The 25,982-nt window shown below is 66.4% G+C and carries 29 protein-coding genes; 17 read left to right on the top strand and 12 right to left on the bottom strand.

The annotated features are described in order from the left end of the window. Window positions 1-41: 41 nt before the first annotated feature. From U5709_RS04405 to U5709_RS04430, 6 genes are all read left to right on the top strand, one after another. Window positions 42-1,427, top strand: coding sequence for a YgeY family selenium metabolism-linked hydrolase (locus tag U5709_RS04405; RefSeq protein WP_321972885.1), 1,386 nt, complete (start codon window positions 42-44; stop codon window positions 1,425-1,427). A gap of 86 nt (window positions 1,428-1,513) precedes the next feature. Further along, window positions 1,514-2,713, top strand: a complete 1,200-nt coding sequence (ygeW, locus tag U5709_RS04410) for a knotted carbamoyltransferase YgeW (protein WP_321972152.1) — start codon at window positions 1,514-1,516, stop codon at window positions 2,711-2,713. 136 nt (window positions 2,714-2,849) lie between these two features. Continuing rightward, window positions 2,850-3,797, top strand: coding sequence for a carbamate kinase (gene arcC, locus U5709_RS04415; protein WP_321972151.1), 948 nt, complete (start codon window positions 2,850-2,852; stop codon window positions 3,795-3,797). A 222-nt stretch (window positions 3,798-4,019) separates the two neighbouring features. After that, window positions 4,020-4,943 carry an NTP transferase domain-containing protein gene (locus U5709_RS04420; RefSeq protein WP_321972150.1) on the top strand — a complete coding sequence of 308 codons (924 nt, stop codon included), beginning with the start codon at window positions 4,020-4,022 and terminating at the stop codon, window positions 4,941-4,943. A gap of 18 nt (window positions 4,944-4,961) precedes the next feature. Next, window positions 4,962-6,329 (top strand): dihydropyrimidinase, encoded by a 1,368-nt coding sequence (gene hydA / locus U5709_RS04425; protein WP_321972149.1) that lies wholly within the window; start codon window positions 4,962-4,964, stop codon window positions 6,327-6,329. Window positions 6,330-6,413: 84 nt separating this feature from the next. Further along, on the top strand, window positions 6,414-6,791 hold the full coding sequence (locus U5709_RS04430; protein WP_321972148.1) for a Rid family detoxifying hydrolase: 378 nt from the start codon (window positions 6,414-6,416) through the stop codon (window positions 6,789-6,791). Between the two features lie 94 nt (window positions 6,792-6,885). Here the strand turns inward: U5709_RS04430 and mscL are convergent, their stop codons facing one another. Both mscL and yqeC read right to left on the bottom strand, forming a co-directional pair. Continuing rightward, window positions 6,886-7,365, bottom strand: coding sequence for a large conductance mechanosensitive channel protein MscL (mscL, locus tag U5709_RS04435; protein WP_321972147.1), 480 nt, complete (start codon window positions 7,363-7,365; stop codon window positions 6,886-6,888). A gap of 79 nt (window positions 7,366-7,444) precedes the next feature. Beyond that, a complete protein-coding gene (gene yqeC / locus U5709_RS04440) occupies window positions 7,445-8,116 on the bottom strand; it encodes a selenium cofactor biosynthesis protein YqeC (RefSeq protein ID WP_321972146.1) in 672 nt (223 codons plus the stop codon). Window positions 8,117-8,276: 160 nt separating this feature from the next. Between yqeC and yqeB the strand changes: the two genes are divergently transcribed. From yqeB to U5709_RS04485, 8 genes are all read left to right on the top strand, one after another. Then, entirely contained in the window at window positions 8,277-9,158 is an 882-nt protein-coding gene (gene yqeB / locus U5709_RS04445) for a selenium-dependent molybdenum cofactor biosynthesis protein YqeB (protein WP_321972145.1), read from the top strand. Then, window positions 9,155-10,165: an XdhC family protein gene (locus tag U5709_RS04450; protein WP_321972886.1), complete on the top strand. Its 1,011-nt coding sequence runs from the start codon at window positions 9,155-9,157 to the stop codon at window positions 10,163-10,165. Before yqeB ends, U5709_RS04450 begins: the two co-directional genes overlap by 4 nt. Before the next feature lie 3 nt (window positions 10,166-10,168). Next, entirely contained in the window at window positions 10,169-11,041 is an 873-nt protein-coding gene (gene modA, locus U5709_RS04455) for a molybdate ABC transporter substrate-binding protein (protein WP_321972143.1), read from the top strand. Window positions 11,042-11,126: 85 nt separating this feature from the next. Further along, window positions 11,127-11,840 (top strand): molybdate ABC transporter permease subunit, encoded by a 714-nt coding sequence (gene modB / locus U5709_RS04460; RefSeq protein ID WP_321972887.1) that lies wholly within the window; start codon window positions 11,127-11,129, stop codon window positions 11,838-11,840. Then, a complete protein-coding gene (locus U5709_RS04465) occupies window positions 11,837-12,913 on the top strand; it encodes a sulfate/molybdate ABC transporter ATP-binding protein (RefSeq protein ID WP_321972141.1) in 1,077 nt (358 codons plus the stop codon). The genes modB and U5709_RS04465 overlap by 4 nt, the downstream gene beginning before the upstream one ends. Beyond that, window positions 12,910-13,857: a GTP 3',8-cyclase MoaA gene (gene moaA, locus U5709_RS04470; protein WP_321972140.1), complete on the top strand. Its 948-nt coding sequence runs from the start codon at window positions 12,910-12,912 to the stop codon at window positions 13,855-13,857. Before U5709_RS04465 ends, moaA begins: the two co-directional genes overlap by 4 nt. Beyond that, window positions 13,854-14,816: a cyclic pyranopterin monophosphate synthase MoaC gene (gene moaC, locus U5709_RS10660; protein WP_415913447.1), complete on the top strand. Its 963-nt coding sequence runs from the start codon at window positions 13,854-13,856 to the stop codon at window positions 14,814-14,816. The genes moaA and moaC overlap by 4 nt, the downstream gene beginning before the upstream one ends. Before the next feature lie 2 nt (window positions 14,817-14,818). Continuing rightward, window positions 14,819-15,868, top strand: coding sequence for a molybdopterin-binding protein (locus U5709_RS04485; RefSeq protein ID WP_321972139.1), 1,050 nt, complete (start codon window positions 14,819-14,821; stop codon window positions 15,866-15,868). A 118-nt stretch (window positions 15,869-15,986) separates the two neighbouring features. On the opposite strand, the gene U5709_RS04490 is transcribed toward U5709_RS04485, so the two are convergent. Next, window positions 15,987-16,724: an SHOCT domain-containing protein gene (locus tag U5709_RS04490; RefSeq protein ID WP_321972888.1), complete on the bottom strand. Its 738-nt coding sequence runs from the start codon at window positions 16,722-16,724 to the stop codon at window positions 15,987-15,989. A gap of 9 nt (window positions 16,725-16,733) precedes the next feature. After that, window positions 16,734-17,060 (bottom strand): SHOCT domain-containing protein, encoded by a 327-nt coding sequence (locus tag U5709_RS04495; RefSeq protein ID WP_321972889.1) that lies wholly within the window; start codon window positions 17,058-17,060, stop codon window positions 16,734-16,736. Between the two features lie 171 nt (window positions 17,061-17,231). On the opposite strand from U5709_RS04495, the gene U5709_RS04500 reads away from it, so the two are divergent. Beyond that, complete coding sequence (locus tag U5709_RS04500; RefSeq protein ID WP_321972890.1) at window positions 17,232-17,507, top strand: type II toxin-antitoxin system Phd/YefM family antitoxin; 276 nt, start codon at window positions 17,232-17,234, stop codon at window positions 17,505-17,507. Further along, window positions 17,507-17,812: a type II toxin-antitoxin system RelE/ParE family toxin gene (locus tag U5709_RS04505; protein WP_321972891.1), complete on the top strand. Its 306-nt coding sequence runs from the start codon at window positions 17,507-17,509 to the stop codon at window positions 17,810-17,812. Before U5709_RS04500 ends, U5709_RS04505 begins: the two co-directional genes overlap by 1 nt. A gap of 157 nt (window positions 17,813-17,969) precedes the next feature. Here U5709_RS04505 and U5709_RS04510 read toward each other — a convergent pair whose 3' ends face one another. The 3 genes from U5709_RS04510 to U5709_RS04520 form a co-directional block, all read right to left on the bottom strand. Further along, complete coding sequence (locus tag U5709_RS04510; protein ID WP_321972892.1) at window positions 17,970-18,569, bottom strand: hypothetical protein; 600 nt, start codon at window positions 18,567-18,569, stop codon at window positions 17,970-17,972. 567 nt (window positions 18,570-19,136) lie between these two features. Further along, on the bottom strand, window positions 19,137-19,784 hold the full coding sequence (gene upp / locus U5709_RS04515) for a uracil phosphoribosyltransferase (RefSeq protein ID WP_321972133.1): 648 nt from the start codon (window positions 19,782-19,784) through the stop codon (window positions 19,137-19,139). Window positions 19,785-19,821: 37 nt separating this feature from the next. After that, window positions 19,822-20,400: a DJ-1/PfpI family protein gene (locus U5709_RS04520; protein ID WP_321972132.1), complete on the bottom strand. Its 579-nt coding sequence runs from the start codon at window positions 20,398-20,400 to the stop codon at window positions 19,822-19,824. A 181-nt stretch (window positions 20,401-20,581) separates the two neighbouring features. Between U5709_RS04520 and U5709_RS04525 the strand changes: the two genes are divergently transcribed. Then, window positions 20,582-21,106 (top strand): MogA/MoaB family molybdenum cofactor biosynthesis protein, encoded by a 525-nt coding sequence (locus U5709_RS04525; RefSeq protein WP_321972131.1) that lies wholly within the window; start codon window positions 20,582-20,584, stop codon window positions 21,104-21,106. Here the strand turns inward: U5709_RS04525 and U5709_RS04530 are convergent. The 5 genes from U5709_RS04530 to U5709_RS04550 form a co-directional block, all read right to left on the bottom strand. Further along, entirely contained in the window at window positions 21,103-21,492 is a 390-nt protein-coding gene (locus U5709_RS04530) for a PIN domain-containing protein (protein ID WP_321972130.1), read from the bottom strand. The two genes, U5709_RS04525 and U5709_RS04530, sit on opposite strands and share 4 nt — an antisense overlap. After that, window positions 21,479-21,724, bottom strand: a complete 246-nt coding sequence (locus U5709_RS04535) for a hypothetical protein (protein WP_321972893.1) — start codon at window positions 21,722-21,724, stop codon at window positions 21,479-21,481. Before U5709_RS04535 ends, U5709_RS04530 begins: the two co-directional genes overlap by 14 nt. A 139-nt stretch (window positions 21,725-21,863) precedes the next feature. Continuing rightward, complete coding sequence (locus U5709_RS04540; RefSeq protein ID WP_321972894.1) at window positions 21,864-22,508, bottom strand: indolepyruvate oxidoreductase subunit beta; 645 nt, start codon at window positions 22,506-22,508, stop codon at window positions 21,864-21,866. 2 nt (window positions 22,509-22,510) lie between these two features. Further along, window positions 22,511-24,277, bottom strand: a complete 1,767-nt coding sequence (locus U5709_RS04545) for a thiamine pyrophosphate-dependent enzyme (protein WP_321972895.1) — start codon at window positions 24,275-24,277, stop codon at window positions 22,511-22,513. 36 nt (window positions 24,278-24,313) lie between these two features. Further along, on the bottom strand, window positions 24,314-25,954 hold the full coding sequence (locus U5709_RS04550; protein ID WP_321972126.1) for a class I adenylate-forming enzyme family protein: 1,641 nt from the start codon (window positions 25,952-25,954) through the stop codon (window positions 24,314-24,316). Window positions 25,955-25,982: the final 28 nt, after the last annotated feature.

The raw sequence follows: 25,982 nt of genomic DNA on the forward strand, positions 1-25,982 counted from the left end.
TTCGTTTAATGGTTGCCAGTCAAGAGAAAGGTCTCGCAAAAATGGCTAAGGATCTGGATTTCGAGCTCATCAAGAAGACCGCCCAGGGCTATCAGGAGGACATGACCGCGTTTTTGCGCGCCATGATCTCCCACCCGTCCGAGTCCTGTGAGGAGGGTGAGGTCGTCGCCTGCATCAAGGCCGAGATGGAGAAGCTCGGGTTCGACGAGGTCAAGGTCGACGGCCTCGGCAACGTCATGGGCTTCATGGGCGACGGCGACAAGATCATCGCCATCGACGGTCACATCGACACCGTCGGCATCGGCAACCGCGACAACTGGGATTTCGATCCCTACGAGGGTTTCGAGGACGACCAGCTCATCGGCGGCCGCGGCGGCTCTGACCAGGAGGGCGGCGTCGCCGCCGCTACCTATGCGGCCAAGATGATGAAGGACATGGGCCTCATCCCCGAGGGCTACAAGGTCATGGTCGTCGGCACCGTCCAGGAAGAGGACTGCGACGGCATGTGCTGGCAGTACATCTACAACGTGGACGGCATTAAGCCCGAGTTCGTCATCTCCACCGAGCCCACCGACGGCGGCATCTACCGCGGCCACCGCGGCCGCATGGAGATCCGCGTCGACGTCCACGGCACCTCTTGCCACGGCTCGGCGCCCGAGCGCGGCGACAACGCCATCTACAAGATGGCCGACATCATCGCCGACGTCCGTGCCCTCAACAACAACGGCTGCAACGAGTCCACCGGCATCAAGGGCCTCGCCAAGATGCTCGAGCCCGAGTTCAACCCCGACCACTATGAGGACGCCCGTTTCCTCGGCCGCGGCACCTGCACCGTCTCGCAGATCTTCTACACGAGCCCGAGCCGCTGCGCCGTCGCCGACTCTTGCGCCATCTCCATCGACCGCCGCATGACTGCCGGCGAGACCTATGAGTCCTGCCTCGAGGAGGTCCGCAACCTTCCGTCCGTCAAGAAGTACGGCGACGATGTCAAGGTCTCCATGTACATGTACGACCGCCCCTCTTGGACGGGCGAGGTCTACGAGACCGAGGCTTACTTTCCGACGTGGATCAACAAGGAGACCGCGCCGCACGTCAAGGCCCTCGTCGACGCTCACAAGGCCCTTTTCGGCGACGAGCGCATCGGCTGCGAGAAGTCGATGAGCAAGCGCACCGGCCGCCCGCTCTGCGACAAGTGGACCTTCTCCACGAACTGCGTCTCCATCCAGGGCCGCTACGGCATCCCCTGCGTCGGCTTCGGCCCCGGCGCCGAGTCCCAGGCCCACGCCCCCAACGAGGTCACCTATAAGCAGGACCTGCCGACCTGCGCCGCCCTCTACGTCGCCGCGCTCAACCTCTACGAGCCGAGCGCCGAGATGGCCGACGCGACCGCGTTCCGCGCCACCCTCACCGACAACGACATCCGCTAGGCGGCTTCCCCTGGCGCCCCATCTAGGGGCACCAGGGGAAGCCGATGAATCACTAATTACCGAATTTATATGGAGAGGAATTTCAGATGAGCGAGATTCAGCAGTACCTCGATACTCTGTCCGGCCTCGATTTCAAGGGGCTCTACGGCGAGGACTTCCTGCACACGTGGGACAAGGCCACCGATGAGCTGCGCGCCCTTTACGCCACGGCCGCGGCCCTGCGCAATCTGCGCGAGCGCAACATCTCCACCAAGATCTTCGACTCGGGCCTCTCGGTCTCGCTCTTCCGCGACAACTCGACCCGCACGCGCTTCTCGTTCTCCAAGGCCTCGAACCTGCTCGGCCTCGAGCTCCAGGACCTCGACGAGAAGAAGTCCCAGATCGCCCACGGCGAGACCGTGCGCGAGACCGCCACGATGATCTCCTTCATGGCCGACGTCATCGGTATCCGCGACGACATGTACATCGGCAAGGGCGACGCCTACATGCAGGAGGTCTCCGAGTCCGTGCAGCAGGCCTACGCCGACGGCGTGCTCGACCACCGTCCGACGCTCATCAGCCTGCAGTCCGACTCCGACCACCCCACGCAGTCCTCAGCCGACCTGCTCTACCTCATCGAGGAGTTCGGCGGCCTCGAGAACCTCCGCGGCAAGAAGGTGGCCGTGACCTGGGCCTACTCGCCCTCCTACGGCAAGCCCCTCTCGTGCCCGCAGTCGCTGATCAGCCTGCTGCCGCGCTTCGGCATGGACGTCACGCTGGCCCACCCCGAGGGCTACGACCTCATGGCCGACCGCGTCGAGGCCGCCAAGGCCTACTCCGCCGAGAACGGCTGCACCTTTAAGCAGGTCAACACCATGGCCGAGGCCTTCGAGGGCGCCGACATCGTGATCCCCAAGTCCTGGGCCCCCTTCGCCGCCATGGAGAAGCGCACGAACCTCTACGCCGAGGGCGACGACGAGGGCATCAAGGCCCTCGAGAAGGAGCTTCTCGCCCAGAACGCCACGCACCAGGACTGGTGCTCCACGACCGACCTCATGGCCAAGACGGCCAACGGCCAGGACACCATCTTCATGCACCCGCTGCCCGCCGATATCTCCGGCGTCTCCTGCGAGCACGGCGAGGTCATGGCCGACGTCTTCGACATGCACCGCGTCGGCATGTACAAGGAGGCCAGCTACAAGCCCTACGCCATCGCGGCCATGATGTTCCTGCAGAAGGTCGCCGACCCCGTGGCCACGCTCGCGGCCCTCGAGGAGCGCGCAACCCCGCGCTGGTACCAGGCCTAAAACCTCACTTGCTTCATAACCGCCCGCCGGGTCAATCCCCCCCGGCGGGCGGCGTTCCTTAACGCGGCGCAGGCCCTGCCTGCGGCGGGTTGGGCGAAGCCTTACCGTTTTCCACCCTTAAAGGAGAGGGGCCCTCATGGGCAAGAAGATCGTCATCGCGCTGGGCGGCAACGCCCTCGGCAAGAACCTCCCCGAGCAGGCGATTGCCGTGCGCAACACGGCCGTGGCCATCGTCGACTTGCTCGAGCAGGGCAACGACGTCGCGGTCGTCCACGGCAACGGCCCGCAGGTCGGCATGATCGCCAACGCCATGACCGAGCTCACGCGATCCGACCCCGAGAAATACATCCCCTGCCCGCTGTCGGTTTGCGGCGCCATGAGCCAGGGCTACATCGGCTACGACCTGCAGAACGCCCTGCGCGAGGAGATGGAGTGCCGCGGCGTCACCCACGGCGTCACCACGGTCCTCACGCAGGTCGAGGTCGACCCGACCGACCCCGCCTTCGAGCACCCCACCAAGCCCATCGGGTCGTTCATGACGCTCGAGGAGGCTGAGGCCCTCAAGCGCGACCGCGGCTACGAATTCGTCGAGGACGCGGGGCGCGGGTACCGCCGCGTGGTCGCCTCGCCCAAGCCCCGCCGCATCGTCGAGCTGGACACCATCGACAGCCTCGTCGCGGCCGACCATGTGGTCATCTGCTGCGGCGGGGGAGGCGTCCCGGTCGTGCCCACGGGCGTCCACCATCACCTCAAGGGCGCGGCTGCCGTCATCGACAAGGACTTCGCGGCGGAGCTTCTCGCCGAGTCGCTCGATGCGGACTACCTCGTCATCCTTACCGCGGTGGAGAAGGTCGCCGTGAACTTCGGCAAGCCCGACCAGCGCTGGCTCGACGAGCTCACCCCCGAAGAGGCCCGCGCCTACATCGACGAGGGCCAGTTCGCCCCCGGCAGCATGCTGCCCAAGGTCGAGGCCTGCGTGCGCTTCGCCGAGTCGAAGCCCGGCCGCCACGCCCTCATCACGCTGCTCGACCGCGCGGCCGACGGCATCGCCGGCAAGACCGGCACCGTGATCCGCGCCGAATAAGACACCGGGACGATCCCTTGCGGACAAGTGGGACAGTCCGTTTGCGGACAAGTGGGACAGTCCCTTTGCGGACAAGGGGGACAGTCCCTTTGCGGACAAGGGGGACTGTTCCACTTGTACGCAATTAAACGCGCCGCAGGTAGCGCATAGCGTGTATAGTGGTGCCAACCGTTATCTCACCGGTGACGCAACGCCGGTCGGCCAGTGCTTGAGGAGGTGCGCGTGCGTCCAGACCTGAGGGCATACCTGCTCGGCGACGAGGGCTCGCGCGCCTTCGGCCCCGGTCCTCGCGAGCTGCTCCTGCGCGTCGAGGAGACGGGCAGCCTCCGTGCCGCCGCGGTGTCGATGGGCATGGCCTACACCAAGGCGACGCGCCTGGTAAAGGACGCCGAGGCCGCCTTCGGCTTCAAGCTGACCGAGCGGACCATCGGCGGGGCCGGCGGGGGAGGCAGCCGCCTCACTGACGAGGCGAAGGACCTGCTCGCCCGCTACGAGGCCTTCGAGCACGCCTGCACCGAGGACCTGCGACGCAACTTCGACGAGTGTTTCAGCGGCTTCTGCGGCGTGCCCCGCGTGGGCTGCGTGGTCATGGCGTCCGGCCTTGCCCGCCGCTTCGGCGCCAATAAGCTCATCGAGCCGCTGGCGGGCGTCCCCGTGCTCGAGCGCACGCTCGCAGCCTTGCCGGACGATACCCTCGACGTCGTCGTGGTCACGCGCCACCCCGAGGTCGAGGAGCTCTGCGACACGGTCGGCGTGCGCTGCGTGCGCCACGACGGCCCCTTGCAATCAGACACCGTTCGCGTGGGCCTCAAGGCGCTGCCGGGCGTCGCCGGGTGCCTCTTTGTGCCCGGTGACCAGCCGCTTCTTCGCGAGGAGAGCGTTCGGGCCCTGGTGGCGGACTTCCAGCGCCACCCGGGCAGCATCGTGCGTCTCGGCTGGAGGGGCGCCCCCGCGAGCCCGATCCTGTGGCCCGCCGAGGAACTGCCCGCGCTGGCGGCGCTCGAGGGCGACGCCGGCGGCAGCGCGCTTCTTGCCCGCAGACAGGAGCTCGGCGTCCGCGTGCGCATCGTCGAGGCAAGAGACGAGCTGGAGATCCGCGACTGTGATACGAGGGAGGACCTCGAGCGCCTCGAGGCCGCCCTCTAGGGTTTAAGGAGGACTTGCATGAAGATCCTTGCGAACGGCACCCTGGTCACGCCCGAGGGCGCGCGTCTTGGGGACGTCGCGCTCGACGACGGAAAGATCGCGCGCGTCGCCGACCACATCGACGCGGCCGAAGGCGACGAGGTCGTGGACGTCTCCGGCTGCTGGGTCTTTCCCGGCTTCATCGACGCCCACACGCACCTGCAGTGCTGGACGGGCATGGACTGGACGGCCGACAGCTTCGAGACGGGCACCCGCGCCGCGGCCTGCGGCGGCACGACCACCGTGGTCGACTATGCCACGGCCGACCGCGGCGTAACCATGCCCGACGCGCTCGCCGAGTGGCATCGCCGCGCCGACGGCACCTGCACCGCAAACTACGCCTTCCACATGGCGCTCGCCGAGTGGAACGAGGAGAACCGACGCGACCTCGCCGCCATGCGCGAGCAGGGCGTCTGCTCCTTCAAGACGTACTTCGCCTACGACCACCTGCGCCTGGACGACGCCGAGACGCTCGAGGTCCTCGAGGCCCTGAAGCCGCTCGGCGCCACGCTCTGCGTCCACTGCGAGAACGGCACGCTGGTCAATCGCCTGCAGCAGCGCGTCTTCGACTCCGGCGTGACGGGCCCCGAGGGGCACCCCTTAAGCCGCCCGGACGTGTGCGAGGCGGAGGCCATCGGCCGCCTGCTCTACATCGCGCGCCTCGCCGGCGACGCACGTGTGAACGTCGTGCACCTCTCGACGAAGCTCGGCCTCGAGGCCATCCGCGACGCCAAGGCGCGCGGCCAGCAGAACATCTTCGTCGAGACCTGCCCGCAGTACCTGCTGCTCGACGACTCACGCTACAAGGAGGAGGGCGACGACGGCTTCGCGGGCGCGAAGTACGTGATGAGCCCGCCTCTGCGCAAGCCGGCCGACGTCGCGGCCCTGCGCGACGCGCTTCTTGCCGGCGAGGTCGACACCATCGCCACCGACCACTGCAGCTTCAACCTCCACGGGCAGAAAGAGCGCGGCCGCGGCGACTTCCGCAAGATCCCCAACGGCGGCGCGGGCATCGAGCACCGCCCGGCGCTCGTCGCCACGAGCTTCGCGGGCCAGCTCGGCCCCGAGGACCTTTGCCGCCTCATGAGCGAGAATCCCGCGCGCGTCTTCGGCATGTGGCCGCGCAAGGGCCGCCTGGCCGAGGGCGCCGACGCCGACGTGTGCGTGTGGGACCCCGAGGCCCGCTGGACCATCAGCGCCGCCACCCAGCACCAGGCCGTCGACCACACACCGTATGAGGGCTTCCAGTGCCGCGGCCGCGCGCATCTCGTCTACGTGGGCGGCGAGCTCGTGGCTAAGGACGGCGAACCCACCGGCGCCAAGCCCGGCGCCTTCGTCTCTCGATAGGACGAAGGGGCTGTCCCCCTCGTCTTATCATGTGATTGCGTACCAGCTCATAGGAGCAGTGCATAGAGAAAAGGAGAACCACCAATGAACAAGGCCATCGTTACCGACAAGGCCCCCGCGGCCCTCGGCCCCTACTCCGCCGGCGTCGTCTCCGGCAACGTCATCCACGTCTCCGGCCAGCTCGGCGTCGTGCCCGAGACCGGCGAGTTCGCGGGCGAGACCGCCGTCGAGCAGGCCCGCCAGAGCTTGACCAACGTGCAGAACATCCTCGAGGCCACCGGCGCCACCATGGCCAACGTGGCCGAGACCACCGTGCTCCTCGCCGACCTGGCCGACTTCGCGGCCGTGAACGAGGTCTACGCCGGATTCTTCACCGAGCCGTACCCCGCCCGCGCCTGCTTCGAGGTCGCCGGCCTGCCCAAGGCCGCCAAGGTCGAGATCAAGGCTGTGGCATACCTGTAAGCCTAAGCCTTACCGAGCAACAAGAAAACCGGCCGCGACGTGCATCGCGGCCGGTTTTTTCTGTTGCTTGAATTCGAGCTGAGGAGCTCTTGCGCTATTCGGCGTCTTCGGTGCCCGGCTCGGTCTCCTCGGCGGCCTCGGCCTCGGGCTCCTCGTGCGGAAGGTCGCTGCCGCAGTGGCAGCACTTGGTGGCGCCGGGCTTGACCTCGTCCAGGCAGTAGGGGCAGGTGGGGGCGGGAGCAGCCTTCTCCTCCTCGTGATGGGCGGCCTTCTCGGCGAGCTTCTCGGCGGAGTTAACGGCCTTGACCAGCAAGAACACGATGAATGCGACGATGAGGAAGTTGATGATCGCGCCGATGAACTTACCGAAGTTGATGTTGGTGCCGGGGACGACGAGGCCGCTGATGGAGTCGATGCCGCCGCCGATGAGGGCCGCGATCAGCGGGTTGATGATGTTGTCGGTGAGCGCGGTCACGATGGAGGTGAACGCACCGCCGACGATGACGCCGACCGCCATGTCCATCACATTGCCGCGGTTGATGAACTCCTCGAACTCCTTGAGCATCTTCTTCATTCGATCCCTTTTCCGTTTGCTTGCAAAGCTTGTTAACTATAGCGTTTGAGCGGCCGCTTAACGGTTGGTTCAGCACATATCACGCCCTTTGGAGCTCGTGGCCGCGCAGGCTGCCGGCAAAGACGGGTTCGGTGAGGCGCGCGGCCAGCCTGCTCGCGGCGGCAAGGGCGCCGGGCGTCTCGGCTTGGTTGACGACCACGGTGTCCGCCAGCGCTTCCGCGGCGATGATGCGGGCGATGAGCTCGGGCGTCGCTGCGTCTGCCTGCGCGCATCCCGCGAGCTCGCAGAAGAGCTCAGGCCGGTGCACCGCGCTTGCCACGCGCCCGCCGAAGCCGCTCGCGCCCACGACGAGAATGGCCCGCTTCGCCTCCTGCGGCACGACCGGCTCCCACGCCGCGTGCGCCTTGAGGGGCAGCCGCTTGCTGCCGTCCGCCTCGACGAGCACGTAGTCTGCGAGCGCCGCCAGGCGCCCGAAGCCCATTGCGGGGGCGGCGAGCTTGCCCTTCTCGGCGGGCTCGCCGACGCAGGCGACGCCGTGCTTCGCCAGGGAGGCCGCCACCGCCTCCTCGTCGGTCCCGCTCACCGTGGCCACGTCGTCGAACGGCAGGATCCGCGTGCTCGTGGCCAGGACAACGGTGGAACCGTCGTCGATGAGCTCGCGGGAAAGCTCGCGCAGCAGGGTCGTCTTGCCGCCGCTGCCGACGACCGCCGTGACCCCTCTGTGCACGCGAAGCGCTTCCTGCAATTTCATTAGGCAACCTAACAATTAGTAAGAAATCAAGCCGCACATAACGAGTTGCAAACACATCCGAGCAGCTAAGCGTTGATGCAAGCAGGATATAACGCCCATACGCTTTGCTGTTACCATTGATAGGTCGATTGTAACGCCAAGCGTTAAGGGAGGGGTCTCGATGCTGGTCTACGTTCGCGGCGCGGGGGACATCGCCACGGGCATCGCGCTGCGTCTTCACCGCTGCGGCCTGCAGGTCGTCATGGCCGACCTCGCCGTTCCCACCTCCATCCGCCGCACGGTCTGCTTCTCGGAGGCTATCCGCCTCGGCGAGACGACCGTCGAGGACGTGCGCGGCGTGCTCTGCGCCGACGCCCAAGCGGCGCGCTCGGCCGTCGCCGCGGGCGACGTGGCCGTGCTCGTGGACCCCGAGGCGGCCCTTGTGCCCGCGCTCGCGCCCGACGTCCTCGTCGACGCCATCCTCGCAAAGAAGAACCTCGGCACCACCCGCGGCATGGCCCCCGTCGTCATCGGCGTGGGCCCCGGCTTCACCGCCCAGGTGGACGTGGATGCCGCAGTTGAGACCATGCGCGGCCACTACCTTGGGCGCGTTTATTACCAAGGCTCGCCCATTGCGAACACGGCGATCCCCGGCCTCATCGGCGGCTACGCCGGCGAGCGGGTGCTTCGCGCCCCCGCCGACGGCGTCTTCGAGCCCTGCGTGCGCATCGGGGACGAGGTCCACGCGGGCGATGTCTGCGGCACCGTGGCCGGCCAACTCATGTGCGCGACCATCGACGGCGTCGTCCGCGGCCTTCTGCAGGAGGGCGTCGAGGTCCGACGCGGGCTCAAATCCGGCGACGTGGACCCGCGCTGCCGCCCCGAGTACATCCGCACGACCTCCGACAAGGCGAGCGCCGTCGGCGGGGGAGTGCTCGAGGCTATTCTTCATCTCACAGGTGCTTTGACCTGCGGCGGGTTTGCGTCGAGCAGCCCTGCGCCCGTGGTGGCCGCGGCCGCGGCCGAGGGTCTCGACCTCGACGGCGCGGAGGCGTTCGCGTGAACGATGTCGCTGGAACCATAAACGACCCCAAGATCCTCGCCGCCGCCCGCGCCGAGCTCGCGGCGGGCCGGCCCGTCGCCCTGGCGAGCCTGCTCTCCACCAAGGGCTCGATGCCTCGCCACGAGGGCGCCCGCATGCTCGGCCTCGCCGATGGCTCCTACCTGGGCACGGTCGGCGGCGGCAACATCGAGTTCATCGTCCAGCGCCGCTGCGGGGAGCTTCTTCGCGCCGCCTCGGCGGGCGGGCCCACGCCCGCGTCCCTCGAGTGGATGACCCACGAGAAGAACGCCATGGCCTGCGGCGGCGACGCGCTTCTCGCCGTCCGCCTTTTGGGCGCGGGCGACGCCGCGTGGCTCGACGACCTCGCGCGCGCCGTCGATTCCGGCGAGGCCGCCTGGCTCGTCGAGGACTGGTCCGACCCGTCCGCCCCGCGCGTCTTTGTGCTTTGCGAGGGCGACGGCTGCGACGTGCCCGCCTGGGACGAGGGGCGCTTGCGCTACGCCGAGCCTGTGGGCGCCGAGCCCGTCTGCTACGTCTTCGGCGGCGGCCATGTGGGGCGGGCGCTCGTGCCCGTGCTCGCCTCGGTCGGGTTCGTCGTGGACGTCGTTGATGACCGCGAGGGGGTCTGCGACCCCGCGAATTTCCCCGCCGCGCGTAACGTGACCTGCGGCGCGTTTGAGGACCTCGACTCCTATACGCACATCACCCCGCGCGACTACGTCGTCGTCCTCACCCATGGGCACCTGGGCGACGCCGCCGTCCTCGAGCGCGTCTTGCCCCACCGCCCGGCCTACGTGGGCTGCATCGGCAGCCGTCGCAAGGCCGCCTTTGTCCGCGACGCCCTCGTGGAGCGCGGCATCGACCGAGCGGCCGCCGACGCGGTCCACCTGCCCATCGGCGAGGACATCCTCGCCGTCACCCCCGCCGAGATCGCGGTCTCCATCGCTGCGCAGATCATCCGCTGCCGCGCCGAGCTCCGTCCCCAAAAGCCTCATGGAAAGGTATGAAACATGATTGACAGAAGGCAGTTCGTCAGCGGCTCCGTTGCCGCCATCGCTACTCTGGGCCTCGCGGCTTGCGGCGGGAGCTCCAGCTCCAGCAGCTCCGACTCCAGCTCCAGCACCGCCACCACCAGCCCCGATGCCAAGACCATCACCGTCTTCGCGGCGGCTTCCATGACCGAGTCCCTCACCAAGGCCGGCGATCAGTTCAAGGTCGCCAACCCCGGCTACGAGCTCTCTTTCAACTTCGATTCCTCGGGCACCCTGAAGACCCAGATCGAGGAGGGCGCCGACTGCGACGTCTTCATCTCCGCCGGCCAGAAGCAGATGAACGCCCTGGATGCCGAGGCCGAGAAGGACCACGAGGAGGGCCTCGACTTCATCGACCACTCCACTCGCTTCAACATTCTTGAGAACAAGGTCACCCTGTGCGTGCCCGACGGCAACCCCAAGGGCATCGAGAGCTTTGACTCCCTCGCCGAGCACCTGAAGACCGGCGACGTCTTGCTCTGCATGGGCAACTCCGACGTGCCCGTGGGCCAGTACACCCAGAAGATCCTTGCCTACTACGAGCTTGACGAGGATGCCCTGGCCAGCGCCGGCTGCATCACCTACGGCTCCAACGTCAAGGAGGTCACCACGCAGGTCTCCGAGGCCGCCGTCGACTGCGGCGTCATCTACAAGACCGACGCCTTCTCCGCCAGCCTGACCGTGGTCGACGAGGCCACCAAGGAGATGTGCGGCCAGGTGGTCTATCCGGCTGCCGTCTGCAAGAACGCGCCGCAGGCCGAGGGCGCCAAGGCCTTCCTCGAGTTCCTCAAGGGCTCCGAGGCCTCTGCCGACTTCGAGGAGGTCGGCTTCACCCCGCTGGCCAGCGCTTAAACCTGCAAAGGGGACAGTCCCTTTTGCAGGTTCACCAGCAAAAGGGACTGTCCCCAATGTTGGTGGCATGAATGTAAGGACGACGATGGATTGGTATCCGCTCTATAACTCGGTGCGCATCGCCGCCGTCTCCACGGTGGCCGTCTACTTCCTGGGAATCTTCCTGGCAAACGTCGTGGCCAAGGCCCCGCGTCTGGTCAAGGGCGTGCTGGACGTCATCCTGACGCTGCCCTTGGTCCTGCCGCCCACCGTTGTGGGATACCTGCTGCTCGTGGTCTTTGGTCCCAAGCGTGTGCTTGGCGCGTGGCTGCTGGAGACCTTCTCCATCAAGATGACCATGGTCTGGTACGCGGCCATTCTCGCCACCATCGTGGTGAGCTTCCCGCTGATGTATCGCACCACGCGCGGCGCCTTCGAGTCCTTTGACGAGAACCTCGCGGACGCCGCGCGCACCTTGGGCCGCTCGGAGACCTGGATCTTCTGGCATGTCAAGATGCCGTACTGCCAGCAGGGCATCGTGGCGGGCGCGGTCCTTGCGTTTGCCCGTGCTCTGGGCGAATACGGCGCCACGGCAATGCTGTGCGGCTACACGCCGGGCTCAACGGCCACCGTCTCCACCACGGTCTACCAACTGTGGCGCACCGGAGACGACGCGGGCGCCCTTGCGTGGGTGATGGTCAACCTGGCCATCTCCGCCGTGGTGCTTCTCGCCATGAACTGGTTCGAGGGCCGCTCAAAGGAGAAGCGCGCCACGGCCGGCGCGGGCAGGAACGCCGCAGCCGCGGGAGGTGCGCGATGAGCCTCTCCGTCAACGTCAAGAAGCGGCTAGGCAGTTTCAACCTTGATGTCGCCTTCGAGGTGGAGCGCGCCGACGAGACGCTCGCCCTTCTCGGCCCCTCGGGCTGCGGTAAGTCCATGACGCTCAAGTGCATTGCCGGCATCGTCACTCCTGACGAGGGCCGCATCGTGCTGAACGAACGCGTGCTCTTTGACAGCAAGGCGCACGTTAACCTGCGCCCGCAGCAGCGCCGCGTGGGCTACCTCTTCCAGAACTACGCGCTGTTTCCCAACATGACCGTGGAGCAGAACGTCTCCTGCGGCATCCTGGACGGCAGCCGAGAAGAGCGCGCCGCCCGCGTGGCCGAGCAGGTCAGAGCCTTCCGGCTGGAGGGCCTGGAGGGCAAGCGCCCCGCGCAGCTCTCCGGCGGCCAGCAGCAGCGCGTGGCCCTGGCGCGCATCATGGCAAGTCGCCCCGAGCTGCTGCTTCTTGACGAGCCGTTCAGCGCTCTCGACGGCTACCTGCGCTGGCAGCTGGAGCTCGAGCTCACGGACACGCTGCGACAGTTCCCCGGCGGCTCCGTCTACGTGAGCCACAACCGCGACGAGGTCTATCGCATGTGCGACACCGTGTGCGTGGTCTCGGGCGGCCGCTCCGAGGAGAAACTCAGCGTGCCCGAGCTCTTCGCCACGCCGACGACGGTCGCCGCGGCGCTCATCTCCGGCTGCAAGAACGTGAGTGCGGCTACGGTGGGGGAGGACGGCCTTCTGACCTGCGCGGACTGGGGCGTGCGCCTGCGCACGACGCTTCCGGTGCCAGCCGCCTGCGACCACGTTGGCATCCGCGCCCACTACTTCGCCGTGGAGGCTGTCGGAGCGGACGGGGAGCCAGCGGGCGAGAACCGCGTTTCCTGCACGGTCAGCCGCGTCATCGACAACACCTTCTCGACCATCGTCATGCTGCAGGCCCCCGGCGGCGGTCTGCTGCGCTACGAGTGCGAGAAGGACGCATGGACGGCGCTTGGCAATCCACAGCAGGTCAGCGTGGGTATTGCGCCCGAGTGCGTGATGCCTCTGGCAGGTGACCCCGCGTGATCGACGGCCAGGGCCGGCAGATCGGCTACCTGCGGCTCTCGGTGACCGACCGCTGCAACTGCCGCTGCACCTACTGCATGGCGGAGGGCGGCGTGCCGATGCTGGGTCACGCGGACATCCTCTCCTTCGAGGAGCTCACGGCCATCGTGCGCGCCGCGGCGGAGCTCGGCGTGACCAAGGTGCGCCTCACGGGCGGCGAGCCCCTTGTGCGCCGCGGCATCGTGGACCTCGTGCGCATGGTGGCGGCGGTCCCGGGCGTGGCCGAGGTCGCCATGACGACAAACGCGTGCCTGCTTGCGCCTGTAGCGGCGGAGCTGCGCGAGGCGGGACTGACTCGCCTCAACGTGAGCCTGGATACCCTGCGCGCCGACCGCTACGAGAAGATCACGCGGGGAGGCCGGCTGGAGGACGCTCTTGCGGGCCTTGAGGCGGCGCGCGCGGCCGGCTTCGAGCACACCAAGATCAACTGCGTGCTGATGGGCGGCGTGAACGACGACGAGGTGGCGGACGTGGCGGGGCTTGCCAAGGGCGAGCCCTACGACGTGCGCTTCATCGAGCTCATGCCCATCGGCCCTGCCGCCACGTGGCCGCAGGGGAGCTTCGTCTCTGCGGACGTGGTGACCGAAACCCTGCCTGAGCTGCGCTTTATTGGCCGCGAAGGCGTGGCCGAACTCTACCAGGCAAAAAGCTGGGCCGGCTGCGTGGGCCTCATCCGCCCGATGAGCCACAAGTTCTGCGACGGCTGTTCCCGCATCCGCGTGACGGCCGACGGGCGCCTCAAGCCCTGCCTGCACTCGGCCGCAGAGATCGGCCTGCGCGGCCTGGGGCATGACGAGCTTCTTGCCGCGCTGAGGGCCGGAATCGCCGCCAAGCCGAAGTATCATCACATGGACGAGAACCACGCGAGCGAGTCCGCGCGCGACATGAACGAGATCGGGGGATGACGTCGGTGTCCGAGGACCTCACGCACATAAACGAGCAGGGCCGAGCTCGCATGGTGGACGTCTCGGCTAAAGAGGCGACGCAGCGCGTGGCGCGTGCCGCGGGCTTCGTGCGCATGGCCCCGGAAACGCTCGAGCTCGTGCGCACGGGCGGCTGCAAGAAGGGCGACGTTCTCGCCGTGGCGCAGGTCGCGGGCATCATGGCGGCCAAGCGCTGCTGGGAGCTCGTGCCCATGTGCCACCCCATCCAGCTCACGGGCGTCGACGTGCGCTTCTCGCTGTTCGACGGCGAGAAGGACGGCGTGGGCTGTGGCGTTGCCATCGAGGCCGAGTGCCGATGCTGCGGCCAGACCGGCGTGGAGATGGAGGCCCTGACCGCGGCCTCCGTGGCCGGTCTCACCATCTACGACATGCTCAAGGCTGCGCAGCGCGACATGGTGATCGACCAGGTCCGCCTTCTCGAGAAGTCTGGCGGCAAGTCCGGCCACTTCGTGCGCGAGGACACGTCCGATTCAAACGCGCCGCAGGCCACGGGCACCGTCGTCGCCGTCAGCGTGAGCGAGCGCAAGGGTACCCGCAAGGTCCCGCAGGACGCTATCAAGCTCGTCGTGGGCGCGGGCGTTTCGGGCGACGCCCACGCCGGCAACTGGCACCGCCAGGTGAGCCTTCTGCCCGAGGAGTCCGTCGATCTCATGTGCGAGAAGCTCCCCAAGCTTGCCGCCGGCGACTTTGCCGAGAACATCCTCACGCGCGGCATCGACCTCAAGGCGCTGCCCGTGGGCACCGTTTTGCGCGTCGGCGAGGCCGAGCTCGCCATCACCCAGATCGGCAAGACCTGCCACAACGACTGCGAGATCCGCCGCCTGACGGGCGACTGCGTGATGCCGCGCGAGGGCGTCTTTGCCGTCGTCACTCGCGGCGGCCTCGTCCGTCCCGGCGACGCCATCGAGACAAGGAGCTAGCCGTGAAACTCATCCGCACCGAGGACGCCGTGGGGCAGGTTCTCTGCCAGGACATGACGCAGATCATCCCGGGCAAGTCCAAGGGCCCGCGCTTCAAGAAGGGCCACGTGGTCACCGAGGAGGACATCCCCGTGCTGCTCAGCATGGGTAAGGTGAATCTCTACGTGTGGGAGATGGAGCCAGGCATGGTGCACGAGAACGACGCCGCGCACCGACTGGCGGCACTGTGTCTGGGGCCGGGGACCGTGGCCGCGGGCGAGCCCTCCGAGGGCAAGATCAACATCAAAGCCGCAACCGACGGCGTGCTTCTCGTCAACACCCAGAGGCTGAACGCCGTCAACGCCACCGACGAGGTCATGGTGGCCACGCGCAAGGGCGGCTTTGCCGTGCGCGAGGGCGAGGCGTTGGCGGGGACGCGCGTGATCCCACTGGTCGTGCGCGAGGAGGTCCTTCTCGCCGCCGAGGCTGCCGCCGCGGGCGAGAAGCTCCTGGAGGTCCAGCCATTCGTTGTGAAGACCGCAGCCGTCATCGCCACGGGCTCCGAGGTGGCATGCGGCCTCATCGAGGACGCCTTCACGCCCGTCATGGTGGAGAAGCTCGCCGCGTACGGCATTGAGGTCACCTACACAGTGACGCCCGGCGACGAGATGGACGCCGTGGTGGCGGCCATCAACGAGGCGCACGAGGCGGGCGCTGAGCTCGTGCTCTGCACCGGCGGCATGAGCGTGGACCCCGACGACAACACCCCCGGCGCCATCAAGCGCGCGGGCGCGCGGATCGTCACGTACGGAAGCCCCGTGCTGCCCGGCGCCATGCTGCTCGTGGGCTATTTCGACGAGAACGTGGCCGGCGAGAAGCTCGAGCGCCCCGTGCCCGTCCTGGGCGTTCCCGGCTGCGCCATGTACAACAAGGCGACGGTGCTCGACCTCGTGCTGCCGCGCGTGGCGGCCGGCGTCCCGATGTCCAAGCAGGACTTTGTCGTCATGGGCGAGGGCGGCTTCTGCCTCGGCTGCAAGCCCTGCACCTTCCCCATCTGCCCCTTCGGCAAGTAGGGGAGCAACTAGGACTCTATCTGCCAATAAAACAAATCCCAGGCTCCTCAGTCATTTTGAAGCTGAAGAGCCTGAGATGTTCACTGGCCCTTTTCTAAATCCCGGCTGGGCGCGCAGTCTACAGCCCCAGGAGCTCCTTCTTCTTCTGGTCGAACACTTCCTGAGTGATAGTTCCGTTATCGAGTAGCTTCTTGTAGCCGAGAAGCTCATCCGCCGCTCCGATGCTACTTGCTGCCGAGGCGGCCGAGGTGGGTTTGTCTAATGCCTTAACGTACATCGAGACGCACACCAGTGAAATTCCTGCGAGCAGCATGAGATCCATTGCTAGCGCAGGCGCCATACACGACGTGTCATCGAGTAGGTAAATCCATTCATTTGTTTCTGAAATGCAGCAACCCATGTATGCCAGTTGGAACACGATTGGCAGCGCCCATGCCAAGTGCGATACATCCCTTTTCTTCGTCTGCAAAATGCCAAGCACAAGTAGGGACGCGAGTGCGGCAAGCTCGAGGTACCGGCCCGGCTGAAGAGTCAGACCATAAACGTGGTAATCGTTAAAGCCGAGGATTACGTCCAAGAGCACATAAGCGGCTAGGGCACCCAATCCAACCAGCGTGTCCGTCCTGCTGAGAGCAAGAAGCGAAATAGCAATGACCAAGATCCCTAGGGTTCGAAGAACAACAAAGTCGACATCAGTGTGCGAATAGCTAAGAAAGTATAGTGAGAGAGTGCCGAGCGCGAACACGGCGATTGTGGCATGTATCAGTAGACATGCCGCAGCGAGCCGAGGCGGTATCCGCGGGTTTATGCTCTTCATGCTTGGTCCCGGAGTTTCTGATTTGGTCATCTCGCCCATGCCGGCCCCCTAGACAAGCTTAAGGAGCTGGTCTTTTTTGGCCTGGAGCTCCTCCTCGGTGATGACGCCCTGTTCTTGCAGCTCCTTGTACTTGGCCAGCTCGGCATCAATCTTCTCGCTTGTAGGGGTGTCGGAGCCTGCGCCCTTATCGGGCAGTGCGCTCACGATGACGGCTGGGGTGAAGGCAAAACCGAAGAAGCCGATGAACCAGAGCTTGCCGGTGATGTCTCTGTAGCCCTTGTGCTCGGCAACCTTCGCGATTAGCTGCATCGCCATCACCCACGCGACGATGTAGCAGACGAGCAGTGCCAATACAATCCACTCGAGGCCGTACATAACTACCTCCCTTCGCGCGGCTTGAGCTTAAGCTCAAGCCCTTCTACCTAAGAACAAGGTAGAAGGCGGGGAGTTTTCCTTGAGCGGTTTCTGAAGGCGGGGCGCACCGTCGTCGTGGTTGTAAAACTGTACTAAAATCGAGTAAGAATCCGGCAACTAGGGAGGCCTCACATGCGCATCGTTTCCTCAAAGACGCTTCGCAACGACTACTCGGCCGTCGCGGCCGACGCCCACGAGTGCGGCGAGCCCATCTTCGTCACGCGCAACGGCGCCGAGGACCTTGTCGTCATGAGCCACGAGGCGTTTCTCGCCAGGGAGAGGATGCTCGACGAGCGGGCCGCCGTCCTGGAGGCCGAGGCGGACTACCGCCTGCGCGGCGTCTCCTACGGCCTAGACGACGCCGCCTCCATGCTGCGCGCGGCGCGCTCCGCCCAGGGCGTCGCCTGATGGTGCGCCTGCTCGCAAGGGCCTACGAGGACCTGCTCGGCCTCGACGCCCACCATGGCCGCACCGGCGGCGCGGAGCCGTTCCCCTCGGACGTCGTAATCGATAAGCTCCGCCTGCTCGAGGAGTTCCCGCTCGCGGGCCCGCTGCACCACGACCGGTATCTGGCCGACCGCGGATACCGCAAGCTCCTCGCAGACAAGTGGCTTGCCATATACCGCGTCGAGGGCAATGACGTGCTGGTCGCGCGCGTATTTCACCAGAGGGCGGACTACCTCAAGGGCCTCAAAGGCGCTTTTGGCGAATAGCCACGGCGACAAGGTCGGTCACGGCAAGAAAGGCCGAGACGGCGACGTGCTCGACGAACGGGATGGTTGTTGAGCTCTCATTGAGGCGCCCCGCGAGAAGCAGCCAGAAGCTTGTGCGGAACCCGCAGCCGAGGCACGGGTTGGCGTCTGTCGGCGGCTACTTCGTGACGTCCAGCACGCATGTGCCGAGGGTTTCCTTCGCGTAGTACACCTGTGTCCCGTCACTCAGGTTATCGATGCTTGAGACGTCGGAGATCTTGTCGGTCGTGGCCGCGTGGAACTCGAAGGTTACCTGGCCGTTCTCGAAAGATTCCGCGAGCTCGTTGGACTTCGGGTAGTAGAAGCTGATGGCGACGGTGTCGAGCGAGCTGACATCGTCGACCGGCGTGACGTTCGCCCCGACTTCGTACTTGTCGTTTATCACGAGCGGGGCTTTGATGCCGAAGTCGATGCAGAGCTTGTGGGTCGAGTAATTCTTGACCGTGGCGGTAACACGCAGGAGCGTCTCGCCGCCGACGTTGCCCGCGGAGACGTGCGCGTTGCCCTGCTTGAACTCGTTGCACCACTCGAGGCCCGTGATCGTCAGCTCACTGTCGCCGACCGTGACGGTCTGGCCGACCTCGATGGCCGGGGCGCTTGCTTCCGACGACGATTCGGCGCCTTGAGTGGTCGCCGTCCCCGACTTCACGCATCCCCCGATGAGCGGTGTGATGCAGAGGGCACCGGCAATTGCGACGGCTGCGACGGTCCTGTCCATGGCGCTCCCTTCGCGCGGCTTGAGGTAAACCTCCCCGCCCTTCTACCTAAGAACAAGGTAGAAGGGCGGGGAGGTCTCCTTGAGCGGTTATATGGGAGCCGAAGTGGATAAGACGACAGCGCCGGAGGCCCTCAAATCCGGAATGCAGCGCCGGAATTGAGGGGGATGAGGGCCTGTTTCATTAGGCGGCCCTTGCCGCCGCACGTTAAGTGGCTGGGAATAGGCCGATTTAGGCCGAAATCACCTCTTGCGTGCAACAAAATCGAGATTGTGCGTGCTTCTGGACCGAAATTCTGGCTTAAAGGGGCGCCGGATCGTGCCCAACACGCGGCCGCGCCGTGTCTTTAGTCGCGTTTGCCCAGTTGAGCGAAGCCTGAATAAACATCAAAACCTGAATAAACCACGCACAATCTCGATTTTGTTGTCGCCGCGTTGCGCAAGACCCGTGAAAACCGCTCACTGGGGCCCATATAACACAGCCCGCCCCCGTTTCGAAGCCCGCATCAAAAAACGACCGATACCACGGGGGTGCCGGTCGTCGTTTTTTGGAGCATGTGCCGCCGGGGCTTACAGCGTGCCGAAGATGCGGTCGCCGGCGTCGCCCAGGCCAGGAACTATGTAGGCGTCCTCGTTCAGGCACTCGTCGATGGCGCAGGTGTAGATGTGCACGTCAGGGTCTCTATCGGTGAGCGCCTTCAGTCCTTCGGGCGCGGCCACGATGCAGAGCATGCGGATATCCTTCACGCCGCGGCCGCGCAGATAACCGACGGCCATCTCGGCCGACCCGCCCGTGGCGAGCATCGGGTCCACCACGAGGCAAGTGCGCTGGTCGATGTCCTTGGGCATCTTGCAGTAGTACTCGTGCGGCTCGTGGGTCACCTCGTCGCGCTCCATGCCGATGTGGCCCACGCGAGCAGAGGGGACAAGGTCGAGGATGCCGTCGACCATGCCGAGGCCTGCTCGAAGAATGGGCACGACCGCAAGTTTACGCCCGGCGAGTTGCTTGAACGTCGAGGCGCAGATAGGGGTCTCGACCTCGACGTCCTCCAGAGGCAGGTCGCGCATGGCCTCGTAGCCACCGAAATACGCGAGCTCGCGAACGAGCTTGCGGAACTGGTTGGTGCCCGTGTCCTTGTTGCGCAGGATCGAGAGCTTGTGCTGCACGAGCGGGTGGTCGACCAGGGTCACGCGGGATGCGTCGTACTCAACGGCCATAAGCCGGCACCTCGTTTCTTGGCAGTTAGGCTGGTCCCTAGATCTTGATCTTGGCGCCCATGAGCTTGACGAACTCGCGGACAATGGCGGTATCGCCGGGCCATGCGGGCGCGGTCACGAGGTTCTTGTCGACGACGGCCTCGTCCATGCCGGCCTCAACGTAGGTGCCGCCGGCAAGGGTGATATCGGGCCCGACGGCGGGGTAGGCCGTGGCCTTGTAGCCCTCGAGGACGCCGGCCGCGGTGAGGACCTGCGGGCCGTGGCAGATGGCTGCGACGGGCTTGTTGGCGGCGAAGAACTCGCGGACGATCTCGAGCACGCGGGCGTTCAGGCGGATGTACTCGGGCGCGCGGCCGCCGGTTATGAAGAGGCCCTCGTAATCGGCGGTGTCCACGGCGTCGAAGTCGGCCGTCAGCGCGAAGTTGTGGCCGCGCAGCTCGGTGTAGGTCTGCTCGCCCAAAAAGTCGTGGACGGCGGTGGCCACGGTGTCGCCGGCCTTCTTGTCGGGGCAGACGGCGTCGACCTGGTAGCCGAGCATGCTCATGGCCTGGAACGGCACCATCGTCTCGTAATCCTCGGTAAAGTCGCCGCAGAGCAGCAGGACCTTCTTGGCCATTTTGGTGTCCTCTCGTCGAATTGTTTATGCGGGCAGGCGCCCTGTTGGATTGGGAGGTTACCAACTGGGCAGGAGGGTTCGACCGCTCACCGCTCGCCTAGTCGGCGGATGAGCCGAATTCCCTGTAGAGTGGTCGTTGAGCAGGGCCTGATTTGGCGACTTTGTGGAAGGGCGTGGCGGCATGGCGGACGACCTGGCGGGCGAGAAGTACACGGCGGCCGTGATTACGGTGAGCGACCGTGCGTCGGCGGGGGAGCGCGAGGACGGCTCCGGCCCGGCGCTTGCGGCGCTCCTCGAGGCGCGCGGCTACGAGGTCGTCTATACCCGCGTCGTGCCCGATGAGCAGGACGTCATTGCCCGCGTGCTCACCGATTGCGCGGCTTCCGACGTCGCGCTCGTCCTCACCACGGGCGGCACCGGCTTCTCGCCGCGCGACGTCACGCCCGAGGCCACGGCGTCCGTGTGCGAGCGCATGGCGCCCGGCATCCCCGAGGCCATGCGCGCCGCGTCCATGGCGATAACCCCGCGAGCCTGCCTCTCGCGCGAGGCGGCCGGCATCCGTGGCTGCACCCTCATCGTCAACCTCCCCGGCAGCCCCAAAGCCGCCCGCGAGAACATCGAGGCCGTCATCGAGCCTATCGCCCACGGCCTGCGCATCCTTCGCGGCGGCACGGCCGACTGCGCCGCCGACGATCACCCGCGCTAACGGTACGTGTCGAGTTTTTTCATAAGGCCGAGCAGCTTCTTGTCGAACGTGAGCACTTCGCGCCCGTTGACGTCGTGCTCCGCCGCGAGGACGCAATCCACGAAGTCGAAGCGCGAGCCCGTGAAGAGCGACATCGCCTCGATGGCCACCTTCTCGTCCCTGCAAGAAACATCTTCGAGCAGGTAGCTCAGGCTCTCGCGTATCCTCGACCTCGTGAGTCCGTACACGCCCTCGAGCACATACACGACCTCGGCGAGCACCTCGATCGGCACCTCGGCCCGGTTGTCTATCACCGCTTGCTCAACGATTGACGCCTGCTCCGCGACATCTTCTATGAGGTAGCGAAGGACGGCATTGGCGTCAAGCAGGACCTTATTGCCGGGCATGTTTGGCCACCATCGCGTTCGCAAAGGCCGAGGACTCGAGCCCCCGCTTCTCTTCGTCGGCGATCTGGGCGAGGATTCCCCGCGCTTTGGGGGAGCGGGCGGCGGGGGCCTTTGGGAAAGGCACGATGAGGGCGGCGGGCTTTCCGTAGCGCATGACGACCACGGGCACCTCCCGCTCCTCAACATCAAAGACGACGCTACTCAAATTTGCCTTGCACTCTGCGAGTTCCATCCGTGGCGCGTCTTTGATGTCCAATGTCAGAGTTGTCATCGCAGTCCCTTCTCGATGGCGCAAAGAATACCCCGATGTTGGCCAAAAATATTGGTCAACATCGGGGTAAATTCAACGAGGTTAGTCCGACCTTACGTCCTTACGCCTCGGCTTCTGCGGCGGCGCGGCCCTGGCGGAAGGCCTCGATGTTGGCCTCCACGGTCTTGGGCGGCACGCGGCGGCTGATGGCGTCTTCCCACGCCTCGGCCGAGAAGGGCAGCGCCGTGGAAAGCGCGCCCACGAGCACGACATTCGTGGATCGGGGGCTGCCGACCTCGCGGGCTATCTGTCCGGCGGGGATCTTCACGGCGCCGAGCTCGTCCAAGGCCCCGTCGACGTCCTCGGGCATATCGAAGGTGCCGATGGCAACGGAGACGGGCACGATGACCTCGTCGTTCACGAAGATCTTGCCGCCCTCGCGCAGGAACTCCTGCGCGCGCAGGGCCTCCATGGACTCGAAGGCCACGATGACGTCGGCACAGCCCGGGTCGGCGACCATGGAGTCGACCTTCTCGCCCATGCGCACGACGGTGGAGACCGAGCCTCCGCGCTGGCTCATGCCGTGGATCTCGGAGACCTTGACGTCGAGGCCGGCCTCGGCGGCTGCCATGGCAAGAAGCGAGCCGGCAAGGATCGTGCCCTGGCCGCCCACGCCGACGAGCAGCACCGTCATGGTGCCGTCGAGCTGGACTTTCTCGGAGACCGCGACCTCGGCGGCCTTATCGCTTGCGGTGTAGTGGGGCATGCTTACTCACCTTCCTGGATGCAGCCGAAGGGGCAGGACTGGATGCACTGCCCGCAGCCGATGCACTGGTTGGGGTCGATGACGGCGAGCTCGTCCTCGTCGCGGCCGAGGGCGGGGCAGCCGATCTGGATGCAGGTGCCGCAGCCTTGGCAAGACTCGATCACGGGCGCCGGGCGGCGGCTGCGGTCGATCAGGCGGCAGGGCGACTTGAACACGACGACGGAGAGCTTGTCGGTGTGGCCGACGGCGGTCTCGAGCGCCTCGCGGATGGCGGAGGCGTCCTGGGAGTCCACGAGGGTGACCTCGTCGACGCCGATGGCCTCGCACAGGGCCACGATGTCGAGCGCCTTGCCGGCGGGCACGTCGAGCGGCGAGACGCCCGCGGCCTGCTCGGCCAACGTGACGCCGTTGCAGGGGTTGCCCTGGGCGCCCGTCATGGCCGTGGTGCGGTTGTCGAGGATGCAGAGCGTGCCCTTGCCGCCGTTGTACACGGTGCCAAGAAGGCTCGTGATGCCGGAGTGGGCAAAGGTCGAGTCGCCGATGACGCCGACGACGGGGCGGCCGGTGCGCCCGGGCGCACCGGCGAGCTCCATGCCGTGCGCCATGGAGAGCGAGGCGCCCATGTCGATGACGGAGTCGACGGCTCGGTAGGGCGCGACGGCGCCCAGCGTGTAGCAGCCGATGTCGCCGGTGACGATGGCGTTCATCTCGCGGAGCTGCACGTAGACGAGGCGGTGCGGGCAGCCGGAGCAGAACGCCGGCGGGCGCGCCGGCAGGCCCTGGGCCGCGACGGGGTGGGGCGGCTCGGCCAGGCCGAAGGCGGCGCGGATGTGGGCGGGGCGGATCTCGCCGCCGCGGGGCAGCGCGCCCGCAGGCGGCACCGAGACATCGACGCCCATGGCGCGGACCTTCTCGGTAAAGTATGTGCAGGTCTCCTCGACGACGTAGAGCTTCTCCACGCTGGCCGCGAACTCGGCGATCTTTGCGGGCGAAAGCGGCCAGGTGAGGCCGAGCTTGAGCACCGAGGCGTCGGGCAGGGCCTCGCGCACGTGCGTGTAGAGGGCGCCCGCGCAGATGATGCCGATGCTGGCGTCGCGCATCTCGACGCGGTTGAGCTCGGACTCTTCCGCATAGGCGATAAGCGCGTCCTCGCGCTCGTCGGTGACGGAACGGCGGCGCACGGCGTTCGCGGGCATCATGACGTACTTGGGGATCTGGCTCTCGTAGTCGCGCGGGGCCACCTCGACGCGCTCGCCGGCGACGTCGACCATGGTGCGGGTGTGGGCCACGCGCATGGTCTCGTGCAGCATGACGGGGGTGTCGAACTGCTCGGAGAGGTCGAAGGCCAGCTTGGAGAACTCGTAGGCCTCCTGCGAGTCGCAGGGGTCGAGGCACGGGACGCGCGCGAAGCTCGCGTAGTAGCGCGAGTCCTGCTCGTTTTGGGAAGAGTAGCAGGACGGGTCGTCGGCCACGAGCAGCACGAGGCCGCCGTTCACGCCGGTGTTCGCGGCGCTCATGAAGGGGTCGGCGGCCACGTTCAGGCCGACGTGCTTCATCGCGGCCAGCGCGCGCACGCCGCCCATGGCCGCGCCCAGCGCGACCTCAAGGCCGACCTTCTCGTTTGGCGCCCACTCGCAGGTGACGTCCTCCTTCTTGACCAGGTTCTCGAGGGCCTCGGTCGACGGGGTGCCGGGATATCCCGACCCGACGGCCACGCCGGCCTCCCAAAGGCCTTGCGCGATGGCCTCGTTTCCGCTCAGAAGCTGCATGCGCTTCTCCTCTCTCTAGCGGCTAATCTGCGGCGATTAGCGGCGGTTCTCGTAGTCTACCAGCGACTTCGTGCCGTACTGCTCGCGCAGGCGCGGCTTCTCGATTTTGCCGGTGGGGTTTCTGGGCACGGGCGCGAAGATGATCTTGCGCGGGCGCTTGTAGCGCGGCAACGCGAGGCAGTACTTCTCGATCTCGGCCTCGCCGACGCCCGCGGCCTCCTCCTTGAGCTCGATGACGGCGCACGAGACCTCGCCGAGGCGCTCGTCGGGAAGGCCGATGACGGCCACGTCCTTGATGGCGGGGTAGCCCATGAGGAAGTCCTCGATCTGGACGGGGTAGATGTTCTCGCCGCCCATGATGATGACGTCCTTCTTGCGGTCGACGAGCCAATAGAAGCCGTCCTCGTCCTGGCGGGCCATGTCTCCGGTGTGGAGCCACCCGTCGATGAGGGTCTCGTCCGTGGCGTCCTTGTCCTTGTAGTAGCAGTCCATGAGACCGGGGCCGCGCACGCACAGCTCGCCGACCTCGCCGGGCTCGACCTCGGCGCGGGCCTCGTCGACGATCTTGCACTCCCAGCGGTAGCCCGGCACGCCGATGGCGCCCACGTGGTCGACGTTCTCCACGCCCAGGTGGACGCAACCGGGGCCCATGGACTCCGAGAGGCCGTAGTTCGTGTCGTACTGGTGGTTGGGGAAGACCTCGAGCCAGCGCTCGACCATGCTGCGCGGGACGGGCTGGGCGCCGATGTGCATGAGGCGCCACTGGTCAAGCTCGTAGTCGGAGAGCGTGAGGCGGCCCTCCTCCAGCGCCACCAGGATGTCCTGGGCCCAGGGCACGAGCAGCCAGACGATGGTGCAGTGCTCGTCGGAGACGGTCTGCAGGATGGACTTGGGGCTCACGCCGCGAAGCAGCACGCCGCGGCTGCCGGAAAGCAGACTGCCCATCCAGTGCATGCAGGCGCCCGTGTGGTAGAGCGGCGGGATGCACAGGAAGACGTCGTCGGCGGTCTGGCCGTGGTGGACCTGCTCCATCTCGGCCGCCTGCGAGAGCGACTCGTGGTTGTGGAGGATGGCCTTCGGGAAGCCCGTGGTGCCGGAGCTGAAGTAGATGGCGGCGTCGTCGGTAAGGTCGAAGGAAATGTTGGGGTCGGAGGAGCTGCAAAGGGCGGTGAGCTCGTAGTAGGGCTCGGCCCAGGTGGGGCAGTCGTCGCCGGCGAAGAAGAGCAGGCGGCCGGGGGCGATGCGGTCCACGATGTCCTCGACGCGGCCGATGAACTCCGGGCCGAAGACCAGGATGTTCACATCGGCCTTATCGATGCAGTACTCGATCTCGTCGGCGGAGTAGCGGAAGTTCAGCGGCACCACGGTGGCGCCGGTCTTCAGGATGCCGAAATAGATGGGCAGCCACTCGATGCAGTTGTAGAGCAGGATGGCGACCTTGTCGTCGCGGCGGACCCCGCGCGAGAGCAGCAGGTTCGCGAAGCGATTGGCCTTCTCGTCGAAGACGGCCCAGCTCATCTCGCGGCGGAAGGGCTTCTCGTCGGTGGTCTCCACCAAGTCGTAGTCGCGCCAGGTGATGTGGCGGTTCTCATGGCGCTCTGGGTTGACCTCTACGAGCGCGACCTCGTTTGGTTTTGCCGCGGCGTTGGCGCGCAGCATGTCGACGATGGTTTTCACGTCTGGATTCTCCCGGATGTTCGGCGCG

The organism is Paratractidigestivibacter sp. (genome assembly GCF_963660155.1).
In the GTDB taxonomy this organism is placed as follows: Bacteria; Actinomycetota; Coriobacteriia; order Coriobacteriales; family Atopobiaceae; genus Paratractidigestivibacter.

What these genes read in the sequence shown, in the direction of transcription:
- U5709_RS04525 (WP_321972131.1), top strand. Translation starts at nt 20,582, where the DNA reads ATGGCGGACGACCTGGCGGGCGAGAAGTACACGGCGGCCGTGATTACG.
- hydA (WP_321972149.1), top strand. Translation starts at nt 4,962, where the DNA reads ATGAAGATCCTTGCGAACGGCACCCTGGTCACGCCCGAGGGCGCGCGT.
- moaC (WP_415913447.1), top strand. Translation starts at nt 13,854, where the DNA reads ATGACGTCGGTGTCCGAGGACCTCACGCACATAAACGAGCAGGGCCGA.
- mscL (WP_321972147.1), bottom strand. Translation starts at nt 7,365, where the DNA reads ATGAAGAAGATGCTCAAGGAGTTCGAGGAGTTCATCAACCGCGGCAAT.
- U5709_RS04430 (WP_321972148.1), top strand. Translation starts at nt 6,414, where the DNA reads ATGAACAAGGCCATCGTTACCGACAAGGCCCCCGCGGCCCTCGGCCCC.
- U5709_RS04465 (WP_321972141.1), top strand. Translation starts at nt 11,837, where the DNA reads ATGAGCCTCTCCGTCAACGTCAAGAAGCGGCTAGGCAGTTTCAACCTT.
- U5709_RS04495 (WP_321972889.1), bottom strand. Translation starts at nt 17,060, where the DNA reads ATGTACGGCCTCGAGTGGATTGTATTGGCACTGCTCGTCTGCTACATC.
- modA (WP_321972143.1), top strand. Translation starts at nt 10,169, where the DNA reads ATGATTGACAGAAGGCAGTTCGTCAGCGGCTCCGTTGCCGCCATCGCT.
- U5709_RS04520 (WP_321972132.1), bottom strand. Translation starts at nt 20,400, where the DNA reads ATGGCCAAGAAGGTCCTGCTGCTCTGCGGCGACTTTACCGAGGATTAC.
- U5709_RS04490 (WP_321972888.1), bottom strand. Translation starts at nt 16,724, where the DNA reads ATGGGCGAGATGACCAAATCAGAAACTCCGGGACCAAGCATGAAGAGC.
- modB (WP_321972887.1), top strand. Translation starts at nt 11,127, where the DNA reads ATGGATTGGTATCCGCTCTATAACTCGGTGCGCATCGCCGCCGTCTCC.
- U5709_RS04510 (WP_321972892.1), bottom strand. Translation starts at nt 18,569, where the DNA reads ATGGACAGGACCGTCGCAGCCGTCGCAATTGCCGGTGCCCTCTGCATC.
- yqeB (WP_321972145.1), top strand. Translation starts at nt 8,277, where the DNA reads ATGCTGGTCTACGTTCGCGGCGCGGGGGACATCGCCACGGGCATCGCG.
- upp (WP_321972133.1), bottom strand. Translation starts at nt 19,784, where the DNA reads ATGGCCGTTGAGTACGACGCATCCCGCGTGACCCTGGTCGACCACCCG.
- U5709_RS04530 (WP_321972130.1), bottom strand. Translation starts at nt 21,492, where the DNA reads ATGCCCGGCAATAAGGTCCTGCTTGACGCCAATGCCGTCCTTCGCTAC.
- U5709_RS04540 (WP_321972894.1), bottom strand. Translation starts at nt 22,508, where the DNA reads ATGCCCCACTACACCGCAAGCGATAAGGCCGCCGAGGTCGCGGTCTCC.
- ygeW (WP_321972152.1), top strand. Translation starts at nt 1,514, where the DNA reads ATGAGCGAGATTCAGCAGTACCTCGATACTCTGTCCGGCCTCGATTTC.
- U5709_RS04545 (WP_321972895.1), bottom strand. Translation starts at nt 24,277, where the DNA reads ATGCAGCTTCTGAGCGGAAACGAGGCCATCGCGCAAGGCCTTTGGGAG.
- U5709_RS04535 (WP_321972893.1), bottom strand. Translation starts at nt 21,724, where the DNA reads ATGGAACTCGCAGAGTGCAAGGCAAATTTGAGTAGCGTCGTCTTTGAT.
- U5709_RS04505 (WP_321972891.1), top strand. Translation starts at nt 17,507, where the DNA reads ATGGTGCGCCTGCTCGCAAGGGCCTACGAGGACCTGCTCGGCCTCGAC.
- U5709_RS04500 (WP_321972890.1), top strand. Translation starts at nt 17,232, where the DNA reads ATGCGCATCGTTTCCTCAAAGACGCTTCGCAACGACTACTCGGCCGTC.
- yqeC (WP_321972146.1), bottom strand. Translation starts at nt 8,116, where the DNA reads ATGAAATTGCAGGAAGCGCTTCGCGTGCACAGAGGGGTCACGGCGGTC.
- arcC (WP_321972151.1), top strand. Translation starts at nt 2,850, where the DNA reads ATGGGCAAGAAGATCGTCATCGCGCTGGGCGGCAACGCCCTCGGCAAG.
- U5709_RS04405 (WP_321972885.1), top strand. Translation starts at nt 42, where the DNA reads ATGGCTAAGGATCTGGATTTCGAGCTCATCAAGAAGACCGCCCAGGGC.